Source organism: Sulfitobacter sp. 15WGC, from assembly GCF_005068605.1.
Taxonomy (GTDB): Bacteria; Pseudomonadota; Alphaproteobacteria; order Rhodobacterales; family Rhodobacteraceae; genus Sulfitobacter; species Sulfitobacter faviae.
Map to the genome: position 1 here is coordinate 56,938 of NZ_SZNL01000006.1, position 15,321 is coordinate 72,258.

At 62.6% G+C, this 15,321-nt stretch carries 15 protein-coding genes; 9 read left to right on the top strand and 6 right to left on the bottom strand.

The genetic code is table 11. The annotated features are described in order from the left end of the window. Positions 1 to 249 precede the first annotated feature (249 nt). Positions 250 to 771, bottom strand: coding sequence for a single-stranded DNA-binding protein (locus FCK22_RS06685; protein ID WP_067261546.1), 522 nt, complete (start codon positions 769 to 771; stop codon positions 250 to 252). A 280-nt stretch (positions 772 to 1,051) separates the two neighbouring features. Here FCK22_RS06685 and FCK22_RS06690 point away from each other — a divergent pair, with 280 nt between their 5' ends. Next, positions 1,052 to 1,597 (top strand): lytic transglycosylase domain-containing protein, encoded by a 546-nt coding sequence (locus FCK22_RS06690; protein ID WP_067261570.1) that lies wholly within the window; start codon positions 1,052 to 1,054, stop codon positions 1,595 to 1,597. Between the two features lie 180 nt (positions 1,598 to 1,777). Next, complete coding sequence (locus FCK22_RS06695; protein WP_067261547.1) at positions 1,778 to 2,305, top strand: hypothetical protein; 528 nt, start codon at positions 1,778 to 1,780, stop codon at positions 2,303 to 2,305. A 106-nt stretch (positions 2,306 to 2,411) separates the two neighbouring features. Here FCK22_RS06695 and FCK22_RS06700 read toward each other — a convergent pair whose 3' ends face one another. From FCK22_RS06700 to miaA, 5 genes are all read right to left on the bottom strand, one after another. Next, a complete protein-coding gene (locus tag FCK22_RS06700; RefSeq protein WP_067261549.1) occupies positions 2,412 to 4,502 on the bottom strand; it encodes an ABC transporter ATP-binding protein in 2,091 nt (696 codons plus the stop codon). Between the two features lie 62 nt (positions 4,503 to 4,564). Further along, positions 4,565 to 6,031 (bottom strand): ABC transporter permease, encoded by a 1,467-nt coding sequence (locus tag FCK22_RS06705; RefSeq protein ID WP_067261550.1) that lies wholly within the window; start codon positions 6,029 to 6,031, stop codon positions 4,565 to 4,567. 12 nt (positions 6,032 to 6,043) lie between these two features. After that, positions 6,044 to 7,132, bottom strand: a complete 1,089-nt coding sequence (locus FCK22_RS06710) for an ABC transporter permease (protein ID WP_067261552.1) — start codon at positions 7,130 to 7,132, stop codon at positions 6,044 to 6,046. 309 nt (positions 7,133 to 7,441) lie between these two features. Beyond that, complete coding sequence (locus FCK22_RS06715; RefSeq protein WP_067261556.1) at positions 7,442 to 8,218, bottom strand: helix-turn-helix domain-containing protein; 777 nt, start codon at positions 8,216 to 8,218, stop codon at positions 7,442 to 7,444. A 100-nt stretch (positions 8,219 to 8,318) separates the two neighbouring features. Then, a complete protein-coding gene (gene miaA / locus FCK22_RS06720; RefSeq protein ID WP_067261558.1) occupies positions 8,319 to 9,209 on the bottom strand; it encodes a tRNA (adenosine(37)-N6)-dimethylallyltransferase MiaA in 891 nt (296 codons plus the stop codon). Between the two features lie 134 nt (positions 9,210 to 9,343). On the opposite strand from miaA, the gene pyrH reads away from it, so the two are divergent. The 7 genes from pyrH (at position 9,344) to FCK22_RS19540 (ending at position 15,199) form a co-directional block, all read left to right on the top strand. Next, the gene (gene pyrH, locus FCK22_RS06725; protein WP_067261559.1) at positions 9,344 to 10,069 is read left to right on the top strand and encodes a UMP kinase; all 726 of its coding nucleotides are present in this window, start codon (positions 9,344 to 9,346) and stop codon (positions 10,067 to 10,069) included. A 174-nt stretch (positions 10,070 to 10,243) separates the two neighbouring features. After that, the gene (gene frr, locus FCK22_RS06730; protein WP_067261561.1) at positions 10,244 to 10,810 is read left to right on the top strand and encodes a ribosome recycling factor; all 567 of its coding nucleotides are present in this window, start codon (positions 10,244 to 10,246) and stop codon (positions 10,808 to 10,810) included. 48 nt (positions 10,811 to 10,858) lie between these two features. Next, entirely contained in the window at positions 10,859 to 11,596 is a 738-nt protein-coding gene (uppS, locus tag FCK22_RS06735; protein ID WP_067261562.1) for a polyprenyl diphosphate synthase, read from the top strand. 11 nt (positions 11,597 to 11,607) lie between these two features. Beyond that, the gene (locus FCK22_RS06740) at positions 11,608 to 12,399 is read left to right on the top strand and encodes a phosphatidate cytidylyltransferase (RefSeq protein ID WP_067261564.1); all 792 of its coding nucleotides are present in this window, start codon (positions 11,608 to 11,610) and stop codon (positions 12,397 to 12,399) included. A gap of 6 nt (positions 12,400 to 12,405) precedes the next feature. After that, on the top strand, positions 12,406 to 13,581 hold the full coding sequence (dxr, locus tag FCK22_RS06745; protein WP_067261565.1) for a 1-deoxy-D-xylulose-5-phosphate reductoisomerase: 1,176 nt from the start codon (positions 12,406 to 12,408) through the stop codon (positions 13,579 to 13,581). 4 nt (positions 13,582 to 13,585) lie between these two features. Next, a complete protein-coding gene (gene rseP / locus FCK22_RS06750; protein WP_136720303.1) occupies positions 13,586 to 14,938 on the top strand; it encodes an RIP metalloprotease RseP in 1,353 nt (450 codons plus the stop codon). Positions 14,939 to 15,073: 135 nt separating this feature from the next. Further along, a complete protein-coding gene (locus FCK22_RS19540; RefSeq protein WP_269451576.1) occupies positions 15,074 to 15,199 on the top strand; it encodes a hypothetical protein in 126 nt (41 codons plus the stop codon). Positions 15,200 to 15,321 lie beyond the last annotated feature (122 nt).

Below are 15,321 nucleotides of genomic sequence, written 5' to 3' on the forward strand. Positions count from 1 at the left end.
GCGAGGCTGCTGTCTAGCCGAGGGCCATCGCCTGCCCGTGGGTCGGCGATCCAACCTCGCTTCGTGCCACTTTATGCCTCAACCGTGATGTGCGCTCGCAAAGTCGCGGCTAACCTCACCAAATCGCCTACCCGGTGGGGCGGGCAGGCGATGGCCCGGCGCCTTCGGCTTGATTCCGGGCTGGGTGGTAATCTTGAGCCGTCGCTCAAGGCGGGCAGGGCGCTCCAGCGCCCCACCCAATAGTCTAAATCAGAACGGGATCTCGTCGTCCAGATCACGGCTGCCGCCGCCGCCACCGCCGCCCGAAGAGGACGGGCCGCTGTCATAGCCGCCGCCGTAGTCATTGCCGCCACCGCCGTAGCCGCCACCGCCGCCACCACCGTAGCCGCCGCCACCACCGCCGCCGCCGGAGCCGCCGCCGGGACCGTCGAGCATGGTCAGCGTGCCGCCGAAGCCTTGCAGCACGACTTCGGTGCTATAGCGGTCTGCGCCCGATTGGTCCTGCCATTTGCGGGTCTGCAACTGGCCTTCGATATACACTTTGGAGCCCTTCTTGAGGTATTGCTCGGCCACGCGGACGAGCCCTTCTTGAAAGATCGCCACCGAATGCCATTCGGTCTTCTCGCGGCGCTCACCGGTGTTGCGGTCTTTCCATGTCTCCGAGGTGGCAATGCGCAGGTTGCACACTTTGCCGCCGTTCTGGAACGACCGCACCTCGGGGTCGCGCCCGAGGTTGCCGATAAGGATCACTTTGTTCACTGAGCCGGCCATCTTGCCCCCTCGTTTATCATTGCTGTGTCATTGCGTCGGGCGCGAATCCGAGCGCGCCCAATTCGGCTGTTTATATCGTGCTTGTTCGCCGGATGACACCGGCTTTCCATCCCGCCGCCCATCGCCACGGCCCGCGAAATGGCCGGGATTTCGGGGGCTGGTAGAAGGGGCGCATTTAAGTATACTGTGCGCAATGCAACGGCAGGGGGCAGATATGCGAAAGACGGGACTTTTGGCCGGTCTGGCCGCGGTGAGTTTGACGGCAGCCGGGATCATCGCGATGGGGGCGGCACCAGCGGCTGCCGATATGTTCGCCAGCAAGAACCGCGCGGGGCTCTTTGCCTCGCAGAAAAGCATCCTGGATAATCGGGCATCCAAACAATATTCCGCCTCCGTGCGGCTGCAGCCGCCCAAGGTCGTCACCCCGACGAAATGGGACGTTCCGAAATACAACGGTTCGTATAAAGGAGCCTTTCTCACCCCTGCCCGCGCCGCGGCCACGCGCCACGGTATCCCGGTCGATCTGTTTTTGCGGCTGGTGCAGCAGGAAAGCGGGTGGAACCCCAAGGCGCTCTCGCACAAGGGGGCGATGGGGCTGGCGCAGTTGATGCCGCAGACCGCGCGGGCGCTGCGTGTCGATCCCGCCGATCCGGTGCAAAACCTCGAAGGCGGGGCGCGTTACCTCAAGATGCAATACCGCGCTTTCGGCAGTTGGGAGCTGGCGCTGGCCGCCTATAACGCGGGGCCGGGGGCAGTGAAGAAATACGGGGGCATCCCGCCCTACAAGGAAACCCGCAATTACGTTAAAGTGATCACGGGCAGCTAAGTTGTTGATATTTATGAGCTGGGCGCTGCGCTTGGGCGTTTGTCCGCCTATTTGCACCCCCGCAACCCCCTTTGGCATCGGCCCCCTTGGGAACCGTCGGGGCGATAGTGGTGTTCTCTGATCAGAAACTTTGCAGCGGGGCATTCCCGCCGCAGAGAGGAAAGATCAAAGGAGAACGACATGCTGACGAATATGAAAAACATCGCCCTTGCCGCTGGTGTAAGCGTTATCGCGCTGAGCGGCTCTGCCTTCGCTGATGACAAGATCATGGTCTCGAAAATCGACGTCGAATCCTCTGTCGCCGCCGCGGCTGACAGCAATGCCATGGATTTCTATCCTGATCTGGAAGAAGACCTGCGCGCCGAAGTGGCAGAGCGCGTGCCGATGAGCAGCGATGGCTCCGATCCGCAGATCAAGATCGACATCCGCAAAATCTCTCTGAACGGCGCGACAATGCTGCCCGAAAGCAAGGAATTCAACGAGTTGGAAGGCGTTGTTGATATCACAAGCCCCACCGGCGACAACGCGGGCCTGAGCTTCCCGGTCATGATTTCGGCCTATAGCGGCGATGAGATCGCGCCCGAAGGCTATGTCAACGTGCAGCCGTCCGAGACTGAGTTCTACGTGGCGCTCGTCTCGACCTTCGCTGACGTTGTCGCCGAAGGTTTGGCCAATGTGAACACTGCCGGTTCGCCTGTTGATCCCTAAATCCGGGTTTGATTTGGCCGTGTTGGCCGGATCGCCATAACCTCAGGCCGTTCCCCCTTAGATAGCCTGAGGCATGAGGCGTGGTTCTTCGGAACCGCGCCTTTTTTCATTCCGCCGCCGTGCCTGTCTCAATCACCGGCTCCATCTCGGCGAATTGCTGGGCGGTGAGGTGGCATTTGATCTGATGGCCATCGGCCATGGTCACCATCGGCGGCACCTCGCGTTCGCAAAGATCACCCGGCACCTGCGACTTCCACCGGCAGCGCGTCTGGAAGGGGCAGCCCGGAGGCGGGTTCATTGCCGAGGGCACGTCGCCTTCGAGTACGATGTGTTTCTTTTTCACCTTGGTATCGGCAATCGGCACCGCGCTCAGCAGCGCTTCGGTATAGGGGTGATAGGGCGGGGCGAAGACCTGATCGGTGTCGCCCAGTTCGACCACATGGCCCAGATACATCACCATCACCCGGTCCGAGAGATAGCGCACGATCGAAAGGTCGTGGGAGATGAACAAAAGCGTCGTCTTCTGCTCGCGCTGGATTTCCATCAGCAGGTCGGTGACGGCGGCCTGCACGCTCACATCAAGGGCCGAGACCGGCTCATCCGCCACCACGATCCGCGCATCCCCGGCAAAGGCGCGGGCGATGCCGACGCGTTGTTTTTGCCCGCCCGAGAGTTGGCGCGGCATCCGGCCTGCGAATTCGCGGGGGAGTTTCACCAGATCGAGCAGTTCCAGCATACGCTGGCGGCGCTCTTTCTCATTCTTGCCGATGCGGAAAATCTCCAAGGCGCGGATGATCTGCCGCCCCACGGTCATCGAAGGGTTGAGCGTGTCGAAGGGGTTTTGAAACACCATCTGCACATCGGCCACGTTCTTGGTCGTGCGGTCATCAATCGGCACGCCGCCGATGTCCTGCCCGTCGAGGTAGATATGCCCCTCGGTCGCTGTCTCTAGCCCCATCAGCACCTTGGCGAATGTGGACTTGCCGCAGCCCGACTCGCCCACGATGGCGAGGGTTTCGCTTTCATGGGCCTCGAAGCTGAGGGTTTCATTGGCTTTGACCACTTTGGTATTGCCGCCGCCGAACATGGCATTGGCCGCGACTTGGTAGTATTTCTTGAGCTTGTCCATCTTGAGGACGACCTCGCCGACATCGCTCTTTTCCTTGACCTCGGCCAGCTCCAAGGGCGCTTGCCAGTCGATCTCTTGAAACCGAATGCAGCGGGTCTCATGCCGGTCGTTGCCGGGCACGCTCTCCATCGGGATCGGCGCGGCGTCGCAGCGGCCGGGGACGAAATAGTCGCAGCGCGGGCCGAAGTTACAGCCCGGCGGGCGTTCGTGGGGCAGGGGGAAATTGCCCGGGATGGCCTTCAGGGGCCGCGCGTTCTTGTCCGCCCCCGGCAGCGGGATTGAGCGGAACAGCGCCTGCGTATAGGGATGCTGCATCTCGTCAAAGACATCCTCGATCGAGCCCTTCTCGACCGCCTCGCCCGAGTACATCACGCAAATACGGTCGCAGGTTTCCAGCACCAGCCCGAGGTTGTGCGAGATGAACAGCATCGAAGTGCCGTATTTCTTGCCCAAATCCTTCACCAGTTCCACCACCGCCGCCTCGACGGTCACGTCGAGCGCGGTTGTTGGCTCGTCGAGGATCAAGAGCGAGGGTTCTGACATCAGCGCCATGGCGATGACGATACGCTGCTGCTGCCCGCCCGAAAGCTGGTGCGGATAGGCCTTCAGGATGCGTTCGGGGTCCGGCAGCTTCACGTCCGTGACCACTTGAAGCGCCCGGGCATAGGCTTCCTTCTCGGACATGCCGGCATGGATCATCGGCACTTCCATCAGCTGTTTGCCGATCCGCATGGCGGGGTTCAGGCTGGCCATCGGTTCTTGGTAGATCATCGCGATCTCGCTGCCGCGAATGTCGCGCAGTTCCTCTGTGCTCATCTCGCTCAGGTTGCGGCCTTTGAATTTGATGGAGCCGCCTACGATCCGGCCATTGCGACCCAGATCCTGCATCACGCCCAGCGCCACGGTAGATTTGCCGCAGCCACTTTCGCCCACCAGCCCCACGGCCTCCCCCGGTTGGACGTTGACGGAGAAATCCATCACGGCGGGAATCTCTCGCAGGCGGGTGAAGAAGGAGATCGACAGGTTGTTGATCTCAAGAATGGGACCGTCGTAATCAGTCTTTGGCATTTGGCTCTCCCAGTCGGGGGATCAAAAGGGGCCGGGAGGGCTGGCCCCCCGGAGGATGTTTCTTAGTCGCGCAGAGATTCTTCGCGCAGGCCATCGGCCAAGAGGTTCAGACCCAGCACGAGGCTCAGCAGCGCCAGCGCAGGCGCAATAGCGGCATGCGGGTAGAGCGACAGCAGGCGGCGGCCCGCGTTGATCGTGCTGCCCCAATCGGGGCTCTCGCTCTCCAGCCCGAGGCCAAAGAAGCCCAGCGTGCCCAGAAGGATCGTGGTATAGCCGATGCGCAGGCAGAAATCGACGATTAGCGGCCCGCGCGCATTGGGCAGGATTTCCCATAGCATGATATACCACGGGCCTTCGCCACGGGTCTGGGCGGCGGCCACATAGTCGCGGGTTTTGATGTCGAGCGCCAAGCCGCGCACGATGCGGAACACCGTGGGCGAGTTCACGAAGACCACCGAGACAAAGACCACCAGCACGCCGGGGTCGATGTCGAAGAGATCGATCATGCCGGGCAGGCCGGGGATACGGTAGCTGTCCGTCGCCACGATTGCCCCGTCGGTGGAGACCAGCGACAGGTAGAGCCAGCCGACTACCCCCAGCACCACGATCAGAAGCGGCGTGCGGAACGAAGGTTGCGTGTAGTAGCGCGCGTTCAACAGCACGGCGAGGAAGATCAGCGGGAAGATGAATAGGAACACCGCCATGTAGTTCGGGATGCCGGTCAGCACGATCTCGGGCGTGACCAGCAGGTAGAAGAGCAGGATCACCGGGAAGGCGAGGATCAGGTTTGCCAGAAAGCTCAGCACCGTATCCAACCGCCCGCCATAGTATCCCGCAGGCAGGCCCAGCGTGATCCCCACCATAAAGGCGAAAAGCGTTGCCATCGGCGCGATCTGCACCACGACCCAAGACCCTTTAATCAGCCGGGAAAAGACATCGCGGGCTAGGTTGTCACCGCCCAAAAGGAACCAAGGGTATTCGCCTTCATCCGGGCTGCGCAGGGGCGTGCCGGGCAGTTTGTTCTTCATCCCCGAAGTCTGGCTGAGGCTATCGTGCGTCACCAACAGGTCGAACAGCCCGCCGAAGATGCCGGTGTAGACCCAGAACATGACGATGGCGAAACCGATCATGCCGACGGTGCTGTCGAAAAGCTTACCGTAAAGGCCGAGCCGCCGCTTGAAGTGGATAGAAAGCGCAAAGGTCAGGATCAGCGCGATCCACACGGGCAGCATCTGCTGCGACATGCCGCCGATGATGCCCGCCTGCGGCCCCATGAAGGCGCCTGCGATGATATAGATCAGCAGCACGAGGATCAGCAGCGCAAAAAGCAGGATCACCGCACGGTTCACCCCGCCCGCCAGCCCGCCTTGCCGGGCGACGGTGCCGTCCGGGTTGATCTGGCGTGCCTCACTGGCGGGAAAGAAGGAAACGACGATCTGCACCGCCACGGCCAAGGCCAGAAGCACCGCGAGCCCGAGGAAGATGATGTTGAGCCCCGCAAGTGAGCCGGTCCATGTCAAAGGTTCCATGTCCAAGCTCCCTTAAGAAATGCGAATGCGCGGGTTGAGGAAGACATAGCCGATGTCCGAGATCAGCTGCGTCACGAGGACGACGATCACAGACACGACCGACACCGCCAGCAGCAGTTCGATGTCGTTATTGGCCGCGGCCTGCACCAGCAGCCAGCCGAAGCCCTTGTAGTTGAACAGGGTCTCGACGATCACCACGCCATTCAAGAGCCACGGGATTTGCAGCATGATCACGGTGAAGGGCGCAATGAGCGCGTTGCGCAGCGCGTGTTTCAGCACGATCTCTGAGAATTTCACGCCCTTGAGCCGCGCGGTGCGGATATATTGCGCGGTCATCACCTCGGTCATCGAGGCCCGCGTCATTCGCGCGATATAGCCCATGCCGTAGAGCGAGATGGTCAGCACCGGGAGGAAGAAGTTCCAGAAGTTCGCATCCTTCATGGCAGAGGTGGCCGAGCCCAGAAACAGTGTCTTGCTGTCGATCCAGCCCCATTCGGCCAGCAGCGGCGATAGGCCAAAGCGCGAGGAGGCGAGCACCGCAATGAAGATCACCCCCGAGACATATTCCGGCGTCGCCGTGGTGGCGATGGAGAAGGTGGAGAGCGAGCGGTCGAGCTTGGAGCCTTCGCGCATCCCCGCCAGCACGCCCACGATCAGCGCCGAGGGGACCATCAGCACCAGCACCCAGAACATCAGCTTGCCGGTAAGTGCCAGACGGGTGAGCACGGTCTCGCCCACAGGTTCTTTGAAGACGGTCGAGAATCCCCAATCGCCTTGCAGGATGCCGCAGCGGGTGGGGCGGTCCTCCACCGGGGTGCCGGGGGCGAAACAGCGGCCAAAGGTTTCCTCGGGCGTCTCGCCTTCGGTGACCCAGCCGGGCAGCACGCCCAGCCATTCGCCGAATTTGTCGACCGTGGGCTGCAGGTAGCCGCGGTCTTCGAGGTAGCTGGCCACGGCTTCGTCCGACATGCGGAAGTTGCCTTGGGTCTTGGCGAGTTTTTCAAGGTTCGGATAGAGATTGGTCAGCCAGAACACGATGAACGTCAGGCAAAGCGCCGTCAGCAACATCACACCCAGCCGGCGCAAAATGAATAGTCCCATGTGGTCCCCTGTAGCAGGGTCGGGCGGTGACTTGGCCCGACGATGCGGCCTTTTGGCCTTTTTAATTCGTGCGGCGCCTTGGGGGCGCCGGTTCTGTGCGTGGCAGGTTTTCTCTGCCTTGTGGCGCCGGGTGCCGAAGACCTTTTGGCGGTCTTTCTGGCAGCCTGCGCTTTTTCATTGCCCCGCCCCTTTGCGGAGCGGTTCAGCCATGAGGCACGGAAATTGGTCGCGCGTCAACATTCGGCTGAGGAGTTTGGTTGAGTTTTTGCGACATGCTGAGGGTCTGAAAGCGACATTTCGGCCCGGCTCTCAGCGCAGTTTGCTGGGGGGTAGGCCGCTGTGCTGTTGCATGAAACGGGTGAAATAGGCGGCAGAGCCGAAGCCCAAGGTGGCGGCGATCTCGGCAGCGGTGTGATCGGTCTCGGCCAGCAGGCGACGGGCGGCATGGCAACTGCGTTCGGTCAGAAGGTCAGCGGCGGATTTGCCGGTGGCCGCCTTCACGGCGCGGGTCAGATGGGTTGGGGTCACGCCGAGAGCTGCGGCGTGTTCGGCCATGCTGGTGCCCTTGGGGGCGCCTTGAGTGACCAAGGCGCAGAAGCGCGCGCTCAGCCTGTCGCCTGCCTTGGGCCGGGGGGCGGTATGGGCCTCTGCCATGATCTGGCGGCGCAGCCAGACCGACATCAGCGCCACCTGCGCTTTGAGCGCATCTTGGTGCAGGGGGCGGGCCTGTTGGACCTCCCGCTGGGTCTGTTCGATGAGGGTTGCGATCTCCGATTGCGCGGCCCCATCGCGGATGCGCAATTGGCGCGGGGTCTCGGGCAGGCTTTCGTCACTGTCTTTGGGGATCAGCACCGCATGGCCCAGACATTGATAGCCCAGCTCCAGCGCGAAGAGCGACCGCGCCGGTATCCAAAGCGCATTATGCGGGCTGATGCCGCGGCGTTGGCCGTCGAGCAGCAGCCGCCCTTGGCCCCGGGTGATCCAGATCAAAAGATGGTGGTCGCGGTCATGGGCGAGGGTCAGCCGCCAGTCTTGCCCCGCTGAAAGCTGGGCCAAGGACTGGGTCTGAACTTCTGTCTCGGGCACACGGCGCTTTCGTTGAGAAATGGAAACCTTACATGGGCAATCTCCAACGTCAGGCTAGCGGAGGGTTGGGATAACGCAAGAGATTCCGCCCGCTCGGCGGCTATTCTGGCGTCACCCGCTGCCAATCTGCCATCTTACTGCGCATCCAAGTGCGCTGCCGCTTGGCGAAACGGCGGGTGGCGACCACAGCAGCCTCGCGGGCGCGGTGCAGCGGCCAGTCGCCGTCGAGGTGGCGGATCAGTTCCGGCACGCCGATGGCGCGATGGGCGGGCAGGGATGGGTCATAGCGCGGGCGAAGGGCGGCGACCTCTTCCAAGGCGCCTTGCTCGAGCATCAGGTCAAAGCGTCGTGCGATGCGGGCGTTCAGCCAATCCCGTTCGACATCGAAGACGATTGGCAGACAATCCGCCAGCGGCAAAAGCGGCGCGCCGGTGTCGCGCTGCCAGTCCGACAGGCCGCGCCCGGTGGCCTGCCACACTTCCCAAGCGCGCTGCACCCGCGCGCGGTTGCGTTGGTCGAGGCCTGCGGCGGTCTCGGCATCCAGCCCGGCCAACAGGTCTTCGAGTGCCATCTCGTCGCCTTGGGCGCGCACCTCTACCGGGGTGGCCGGAATCTCGGCCAGCCCCTGCGTCAGGGCAGAGAAGTAAAGCCCGGTGCCCCCGGTGATGATCACCCGCTGATCGCCGCCCAGCAGCGGAGCCACTTCGCGCAGCCAATGGCCGGTGGAATAGGGCGCGTCTTCGGCCAGATGACCATAGAGCAGATGCGGCGCGCGGGCCTCTTCCTCGGGCGAGGGGCGGGCGCTGATGATGCGCAGGGGGGCGTAGACTTGACTGGCATCGGCGTTGACGATCACACCGCCCTGCGCCTCGGCAATGGCGAGGGCAAGGGCGGATTTGCCACTGGCGGTCGGCCCGGCGATCAACACCGGCCGTTCGGGCGGCAAGCCTTGCAACAGGGCGTCCATCTGGGCCTTGGGAATATCCGGCATTTCTTTGCGTCTTCCTTACGTCCCGCATTGAACCTTGGGCGTATTTGCGACATTTTGGCGCGAAATGAAAACCCTTCACCGCCGCAAGGTTTAAATCTCCCCCCCCCGGTTGGTGAAATAGTAAGGTGTGCCCGATGTCCCAAGACACCCCCCAAGTCTCCTTTAACCGCGTGATGCTAAAGATTTCCGGGGAGGCGCTGATGGGTGACCTCGGCTATGGTCTGCATCCGCCAACCGTCGAACGCATCGCCCGTGAGGTGCAATCGGTGCACAGCCTCGGCGTTGAGATCTGCATGGTGATCGGCGGCGGCAACATCTTCCGCGGGCTGCAAGGCTCGGCGCAGGGGATGGAGCGGACCACGGCGGACTACATGGGGATGCTCGCCACCGTGATGAACGCGCTGGCGATGCAATCGGCGCTCGAAGGTTTGGGCATCCACACCCGCGTGATCAGCGCGATCACCATGAACGAAGTGGCCGAGCCCTATATTCGCCGCCGCGCCGTGCGCCACCTTGAGAAGAAGCGGGTCTGCATCTTTGCCGCGGGCACCGGCAACCCCTATTTCACCACCGACACCGCCGCGACCCTGCGCGCCAATGAGATGTCCTGCGAGGCGATCTTCAAGGGCACCAAGGTCGACGGTGTTTATGACAAAGACCCGGCCAAGTTCGACGATGCGAAACGCTATGATCTGGTGAGCTATGACGACGTGCTGCAAAAGCGGCTCGGCGTGATGGACGCCTCTGCCATCGCGTTGGCGCGAGACAACAACCTGCCGATCATCGTCTTCTCGCTGGATGAGCCGGGCGGCTTCCAAGGTATCTTGGCGGGGCAGGGCACCTATACCCGCGTCGGATAAATCCGGCCCGCATTCCAAGGCATCGCCCCACGGCGGGGCGATTGACCTGATGCTGCCCGCGTCTCTCACAACAGGGGCGCGGGGCGCGTATGGTGGCGCAACAATGGGCAGTTGTGAAAGCGCCGCGCCACCGTTAGAAAGCCGTAACGCAAGGAAACAACAAGCAGGCTCGCCATGTCAGACGAATTTATGCTCGATACCGATGATCTTGAACGGCGGATGAACGGCGCGATTGCGTCGCTTCGGACCGAGTTCGCATCGCTGCGCACGGGGCGTGGCTCGGCCTCTATGCTGGAGCCGGTGATGGTCGAGGCTTATGGCCAGATGACCCCGGTGAACCAAGTCGGCACCGTCAACGTGCCAGAGCCGCGTATGGTCACGATCAACGTCTGGGACAAGGGGCTCGTCGGCAAGGTTGAGAAGGCCATTCGCGAAAGCGGTCTGGGCATCAATCCGCAGCTCAATGGCACCATCATCATGCTGCCGATCCCCGAACTGAACGAAGAGCGCCGGACTCAGTTGACCAAGGTCGCGGGCCAATATGCCGAACACGCGCGCGTCTCGATCCGCAACATCCGCCGCGACGGGATGGACCAGATCAAGAAAGCCAAGAACGACGGCGCCATGTCCGAGGACGACCAGAAAATCTGGGAAGGCGAAGTGCAGGATCTGACCAACCGTTTCATCACGCTCATCGATGAACAGCTTGAGACGAAACAGGCCGAAATCATGCAAGTCTGACCCCGCCAAGACGCAGGGAAACAGAACTTGAAAGAAAAAGGTCGAGACATGAGCACCGCCGAAATTCAGCCCCAAACGATACCCGGCGGGCCACGCCATGTGGCGATCATCATGGACGGCAATGGCCGTTGGGCCACCCAACGCGGGCGGCCCCGGCTTTTTGGGCATCACGCCGGGGCCAAACGCGTGCGCGAGATCGTCGAATGCTGCCCCGACGTGGGGGTGGAGTATCTGACGATCTTTGCCTTCTCGACCGAGAATTGGAAGCGTACGCAGGTCGAAGTGGCGGGGCTTATGTCCTTGTTCCGGCGCTATATTTCCAAAGAAATGCGCAGCCTCAGCGACTATGGCGCGCGGGTGCGGTTCATTGGGGATCGCGACCGGCTGGATGACAAGCTGATCAAGCTCATGGGAGAGCTTGAGGCCCATACCGCCCATAACACCCGCATCAATCTGACGATCGCGCTCAATTATGGCGGCCGCGATGAGGTGGCTCGCGCCACGCATCGCTTGGCCCAAGATGTCGCCAGCGGCAAGCTCGACCCCGACAGCGTGGACGAAGAGACCCTGCCGCGCTACCTCGATACCCATGTGCTGCCCGACCCCGATTTGGTGATCCGCACCAGCGGCGAGGCGCGGATTTCGAACTTTCTGCTGTGGCAATCGGCCTATGCGGAATATGAGTTCATCGACACGCTGTGGCCGGATTTCACCCGCGAGGAATTCGCCCGGCTCTGCGCCGCCTATGGCGGGCGCGACAGGCGGTTCGGTGCGGTCAAGACCTGAGGAGAGCTGCGATGAAATCACCTGAACAATGGTCCGACCTACGCGCCCGCATGCTGTCGGCCAGCGCGATGATCCTGATCGGTCTTTTGGGTATCTGGCTGGGCGGCACCGTATTTCATCTGCTGGTGGCGCTGATCTGCGGCATGATGGTCTGGGAATTGGTCGGCATGCTGCGCGGGCAGGGGCAAGCGGCGGCTTGGCAATTGGGGCTGGTGACCGCAGCGGCGGTGCTGGCCTCGGTCTATCTGCCGGTGGGCTTTGGCCTGCCGCTTTTGCTGGCTCCGGCGCTGGCGGGCTTCGCACTATTGAGCGCCAATCGCACGCTTTACATGAGTTTTACCGCGCTGATCCTGCTGGCGGGCTTTGGCCTGATCCAGCTGCGCGATGACATGGGCTTTGGCTGGCTAATGTGGCTGGTGCTGGTGGTCGTGGTGACCGATGTGGTGGGCTATTTCGCAGGCCGCGCCATCGGCGGGCCCAAATTCTGGCCCAAGGTCAGCCCCAAGAAAACATGGTCTGGCACCGCCTCGGGCTGGGTCGGGGCGGCTGTTGTCGGGCTGATTTTCTCGTTCAACACGGGCTTTGGCCTGCAACTCGTTGGCATCTCGGTGGCGCTGTCGATGGCCTCTCAGATGGGCGATATGGCAGAGTCGGGCATGAAGCGGAAGATGGGCGTCAAAGACAGCTCGGCGCTGATCCCCGGCCATGGCGGTCTGTTGGACCGTTTTGACGGGATGCTCGGCGCTGCCGTTTTCTTGCTGATCGTCGGGCCGCTGATCGGTTTCCCGCCGGGTGTGAACTGACCCGCTATGCCGCGCAAGATTTCGATACTGGGGGCGACCGGGTCCATCGGTCAGAACACGATTGACCTGATCCGCCGCGCGCCCGACGCCTATGAGGTCGTGGCCCTGACCGGCGCGGGCAATATCGCGCAATTGGCCAAGGATGCCATTGCGCTCAAGGCCGATGTGGCCGTCACCGCCCGCGAAGACCTGCTAGATGATCTGCGCGACGCGCTCAGCGGCAGCGGTGTCGAAGCCGCTGCGGGGGCCGAGGCGATCACCGAGGCCGCATCGCGCCCGGCGGATTGGACCATGTCGGCGATCATCGGGGCGGCGGGGCTGGCACCGGGGCTGGCGGCGCTGTGCCAAGGTGGCACGCTGGCCCTGGCCAACAAGGAATCGCTGGTCTGCGCCGGGGCGCTGATCATGGGAGAGGCCGCGCGCCACGGTGCCACGATCCTGCCCGTCGACAGTGAACATTCCGCCGTATTTCAGGCGCTGGTCGGCGAAGACATGGCCGCGGTTGAGCGTGTCATCATCACCGCCAGCGGCGGCGCGTTTCGCGATTGGCCGCTCGAAGACCTGCCCCATGCGACGCTCGACCAAGCCTCAAGCCATCCTAATTGGGACATGGGGCAGCGCATCACCATCGACTCGGCTTCGATGTTTAACAAGGCGATGGAAGTCATTGAAACGCGTGAGTTTTTCGGCGTCTCGCCCGAGGCGATCGAGGTGCTGGTGCATCCGCAGTCGATGATCCATGCGCTGGTAGGTTTCTGCGACGGTGGCTTGATGGCCCATGTCGGCCCCGCGGATATGCGCCATGCCATCGGCTATGCGCTGCACCACCCCGCGCGCGGGCATCTCCCGGTCGAGCGGTTGGACCTGACCAAGATCGGGCGTTTCGATTTCACCGCCCCCGATGACGCCCGCTGGCCTGCGCTACGGCTGGCGCGGGACGTCATGGCGGCGGGCGGTCTGATGGGCGCGGTTTTTAACGCGGCCAAGGAAGTGGCGCTTGATGGTTTCATCGACGGGCGGCTGCGCTTCACGCAGATGGCCGAGATCGTCGAAGAGGTGCTGGAGCGCCGCGCCGAAGAGGCCGCGCAGGGCCGCGACGACATGACACTTGAACTGGTGGCGCAGGCAGACCATCTCGCACGCAAGGCGGCAGAGGCCGCAATTCAGAAAAAGGCAGGGTAGCACGTTGGACATCATGGGATTTTTGCCGGAGTTCGGCGGGCTGATCTGGACGATACTGGCCTTTGTCGTGGCGCTGTCGGTGATCGTGGCGATCCACGAATACGGCCATTACATCGTTGGCCGTTGGACCGGGATCAAGGCGGATGTCTTCAGTCTCGGCTTTGGCCCGGTGCTTTTCTCCCGCGTCGACAAACGCGGCACGCGCTGGCAGTTCGCGCTGCTGCCCTTTGGCGGCTATGTGAAATTCGCAGGCGACTCCAACGCGGCCTCAGGCAAGGATGAGACCGCGATGGAAGCGCTCGCCGACGACCCCGAGGCGCTGCGCCACACGATGCACGGCGCGCCGCTCTATGCCCGCGCGCTGACCGTGGCGGCGGGGCCGGTGTTCAACTTTGCCCTGTCGATTATCATCTTCTTCGCCGTGGCGATGACGGCGGGCACCGCCCGTGATCCGCTGACCGTGGGCGAGCTGCGCGCGCTGCCGAGTGATGCCTATGAGTTGGCTCCGGGCGATATTCTGCGCGCGGTCGAAGGCACCCCGGTGCCCTCGCTCTCTGCCGGGGAAGGCTATGGCGATTTCCTGACCAACCTGCCGCAGGAAGCGGTTCTGAGCTATGACATCACCCGCGATGGCGAAGAGCTGACCGTGCCCGGCCCCTATCTGATGCCTCCGCTGGTCAGCAATGTCGCCCCGCAATCGGCGGCGCAAGAGGCCGGTCTGCGCAGCGGCGATGTGATCACCGCGGTGAATGGGCAAGAGATCGTGGCCTTTGGGGAATTGAAAGAGGTGGTCGAAGCCTCCAAAGGGGCCCCGCAGGAGTTGACCGTCTGGCGCGATGGCGAGAGCTTGCCTTTCACTCTTGTCCCCAAAGCCACGGATGAGCCGCAGCCCGATGGCAGTTTCAAACAGAACCTGCGCATCGGCATCGTCGGCGGCATGGCCTTCGTGCCTGCGACCGATACCCCCGGCGTGGGTGAGGCGCTTGGTACAGGCCTAGACAACACTTGGCGCATCATCACCGGCTCGATCTCGGGCCTGCGTGAGATGATCGTCGGCAATATCAGCACCTGCAACCTCAGCGGCCCGGTGGGCATCGCCCAGACCTCGGGCGCGATGGCGAGCCAAGGGGCGCAGTCCTTCATCTATTTCATCGCGGTGCTGAGCACGGCGGTCGGCCTGCTGAACCTCTTCCCGATCCCGGCTTTGGACGGTGGGCATCTGGTGTTCTACGCCTATGAGGCGGTGACCGGCAAACCGCCCAGCGACGGCGCGCTGCGCTTTTTGATGAGCATTGGCATCGCCTTGGTGCTGACCCTGATGCTCTTTGCGCTCGGCAACGATCTGTTCTGCCCCTAAGCGGCGCAACGATAGCGAAAGACAGTCCTGCCTTGCCCCTCGGGGCAGGGCGCAATGCCTTCAAATGGCCACAATTGAACAAAATCGTGCCGCAATCCTTGGCTATGGTTCCCCGTCATCAAGAAGGAACCGAAGATGCACGTCTTGCAAGGAACATACCGCGGCCTGAGCCTGCTTTTGGACCTGAACTGGGACCGTGCGTTCTTTGGTGCGGCCATTGCCGCGGCGCTTTCCGCCGGGGCTTTTGTCGCCTCTCTCTGACAGCCGCCCCGCACCCCGAACGGGCGCATTTGCACGTTATCGGCTCATGATGTCATTCCGGCCCAAGCTGCCGCATGATATGGACTATTTTTCACGCCGTTGCTTTTGACAAACCCCGTTAA

Bases quoted from the DNA above. Each gene is read 5' to 3' on its own strand.
- miaA (WP_067261558.1), bottom strand. From the start codon at position 9,209: ATGCCGGATATTCCCAAGGCCCAGATGGACGCCCTGTTGCAAGGCTTG.
- dxr (WP_067261565.1), top strand. From the start codon at position 12,406: ATGCCGCGCAAGATTTCGATACTGGGGGCGACCGGGTCCATCGGTCAG.
- uppS (WP_067261562.1), top strand. From the start codon at position 10,859: ATGAGCACCGCCGAAATTCAGCCCCAAACGATACCCGGCGGGCCACGC.
- FCK22_RS06705 (WP_067261550.1), bottom strand. From the start codon at position 6,031: ATGGAACCTTTGACATGGACCGGCTCACTTGCGGGGCTCAACATCATC.
- FCK22_RS06685 (WP_067261546.1), bottom strand. From the start codon at position 771: ATGGCCGGCTCAGTGAACAAAGTGATCCTTATCGGCAACCTCGGGCGC.
- FCK22_RS06690 (WP_067261570.1), top strand. From the start codon at position 1,052: ATGGGGGCGGCACCAGCGGCTGCCGATATGTTCGCCAGCAAGAACCGC.
- frr (WP_067261561.1), top strand. From the start codon at position 10,244: ATGTCAGACGAATTTATGCTCGATACCGATGATCTTGAACGGCGGATG.
- FCK22_RS06740 (WP_067261564.1), top strand. From the start codon at position 11,608: ATGAAATCACCTGAACAATGGTCCGACCTACGCGCCCGCATGCTGTCG.
- FCK22_RS19540 (WP_269451576.1), top strand. From the start codon at position 15,074: ATGCACGTCTTGCAAGGAACATACCGCGGCCTGAGCCTGCTTTTGGAC.
- FCK22_RS06710 (WP_067261552.1), bottom strand. From the start codon at position 7,132: ATGGGACTATTCATTTTGCGCCGGCTGGGTGTGATGTTGCTGACGGCG.
- FCK22_RS06695 (WP_067261547.1), top strand. From the start codon at position 1,778: ATGCTGACGAATATGAAAAACATCGCCCTTGCCGCTGGTGTAAGCGTT.
- pyrH (WP_067261559.1), top strand. From the start codon at position 9,344: ATGTCCCAAGACACCCCCCAAGTCTCCTTTAACCGCGTGATGCTAAAG.
- FCK22_RS06700 (WP_067261549.1), bottom strand. From the start codon at position 4,502: ATGCCAAAGACTGATTACGACGGTCCCATTCTTGAGATCAACAACCTG.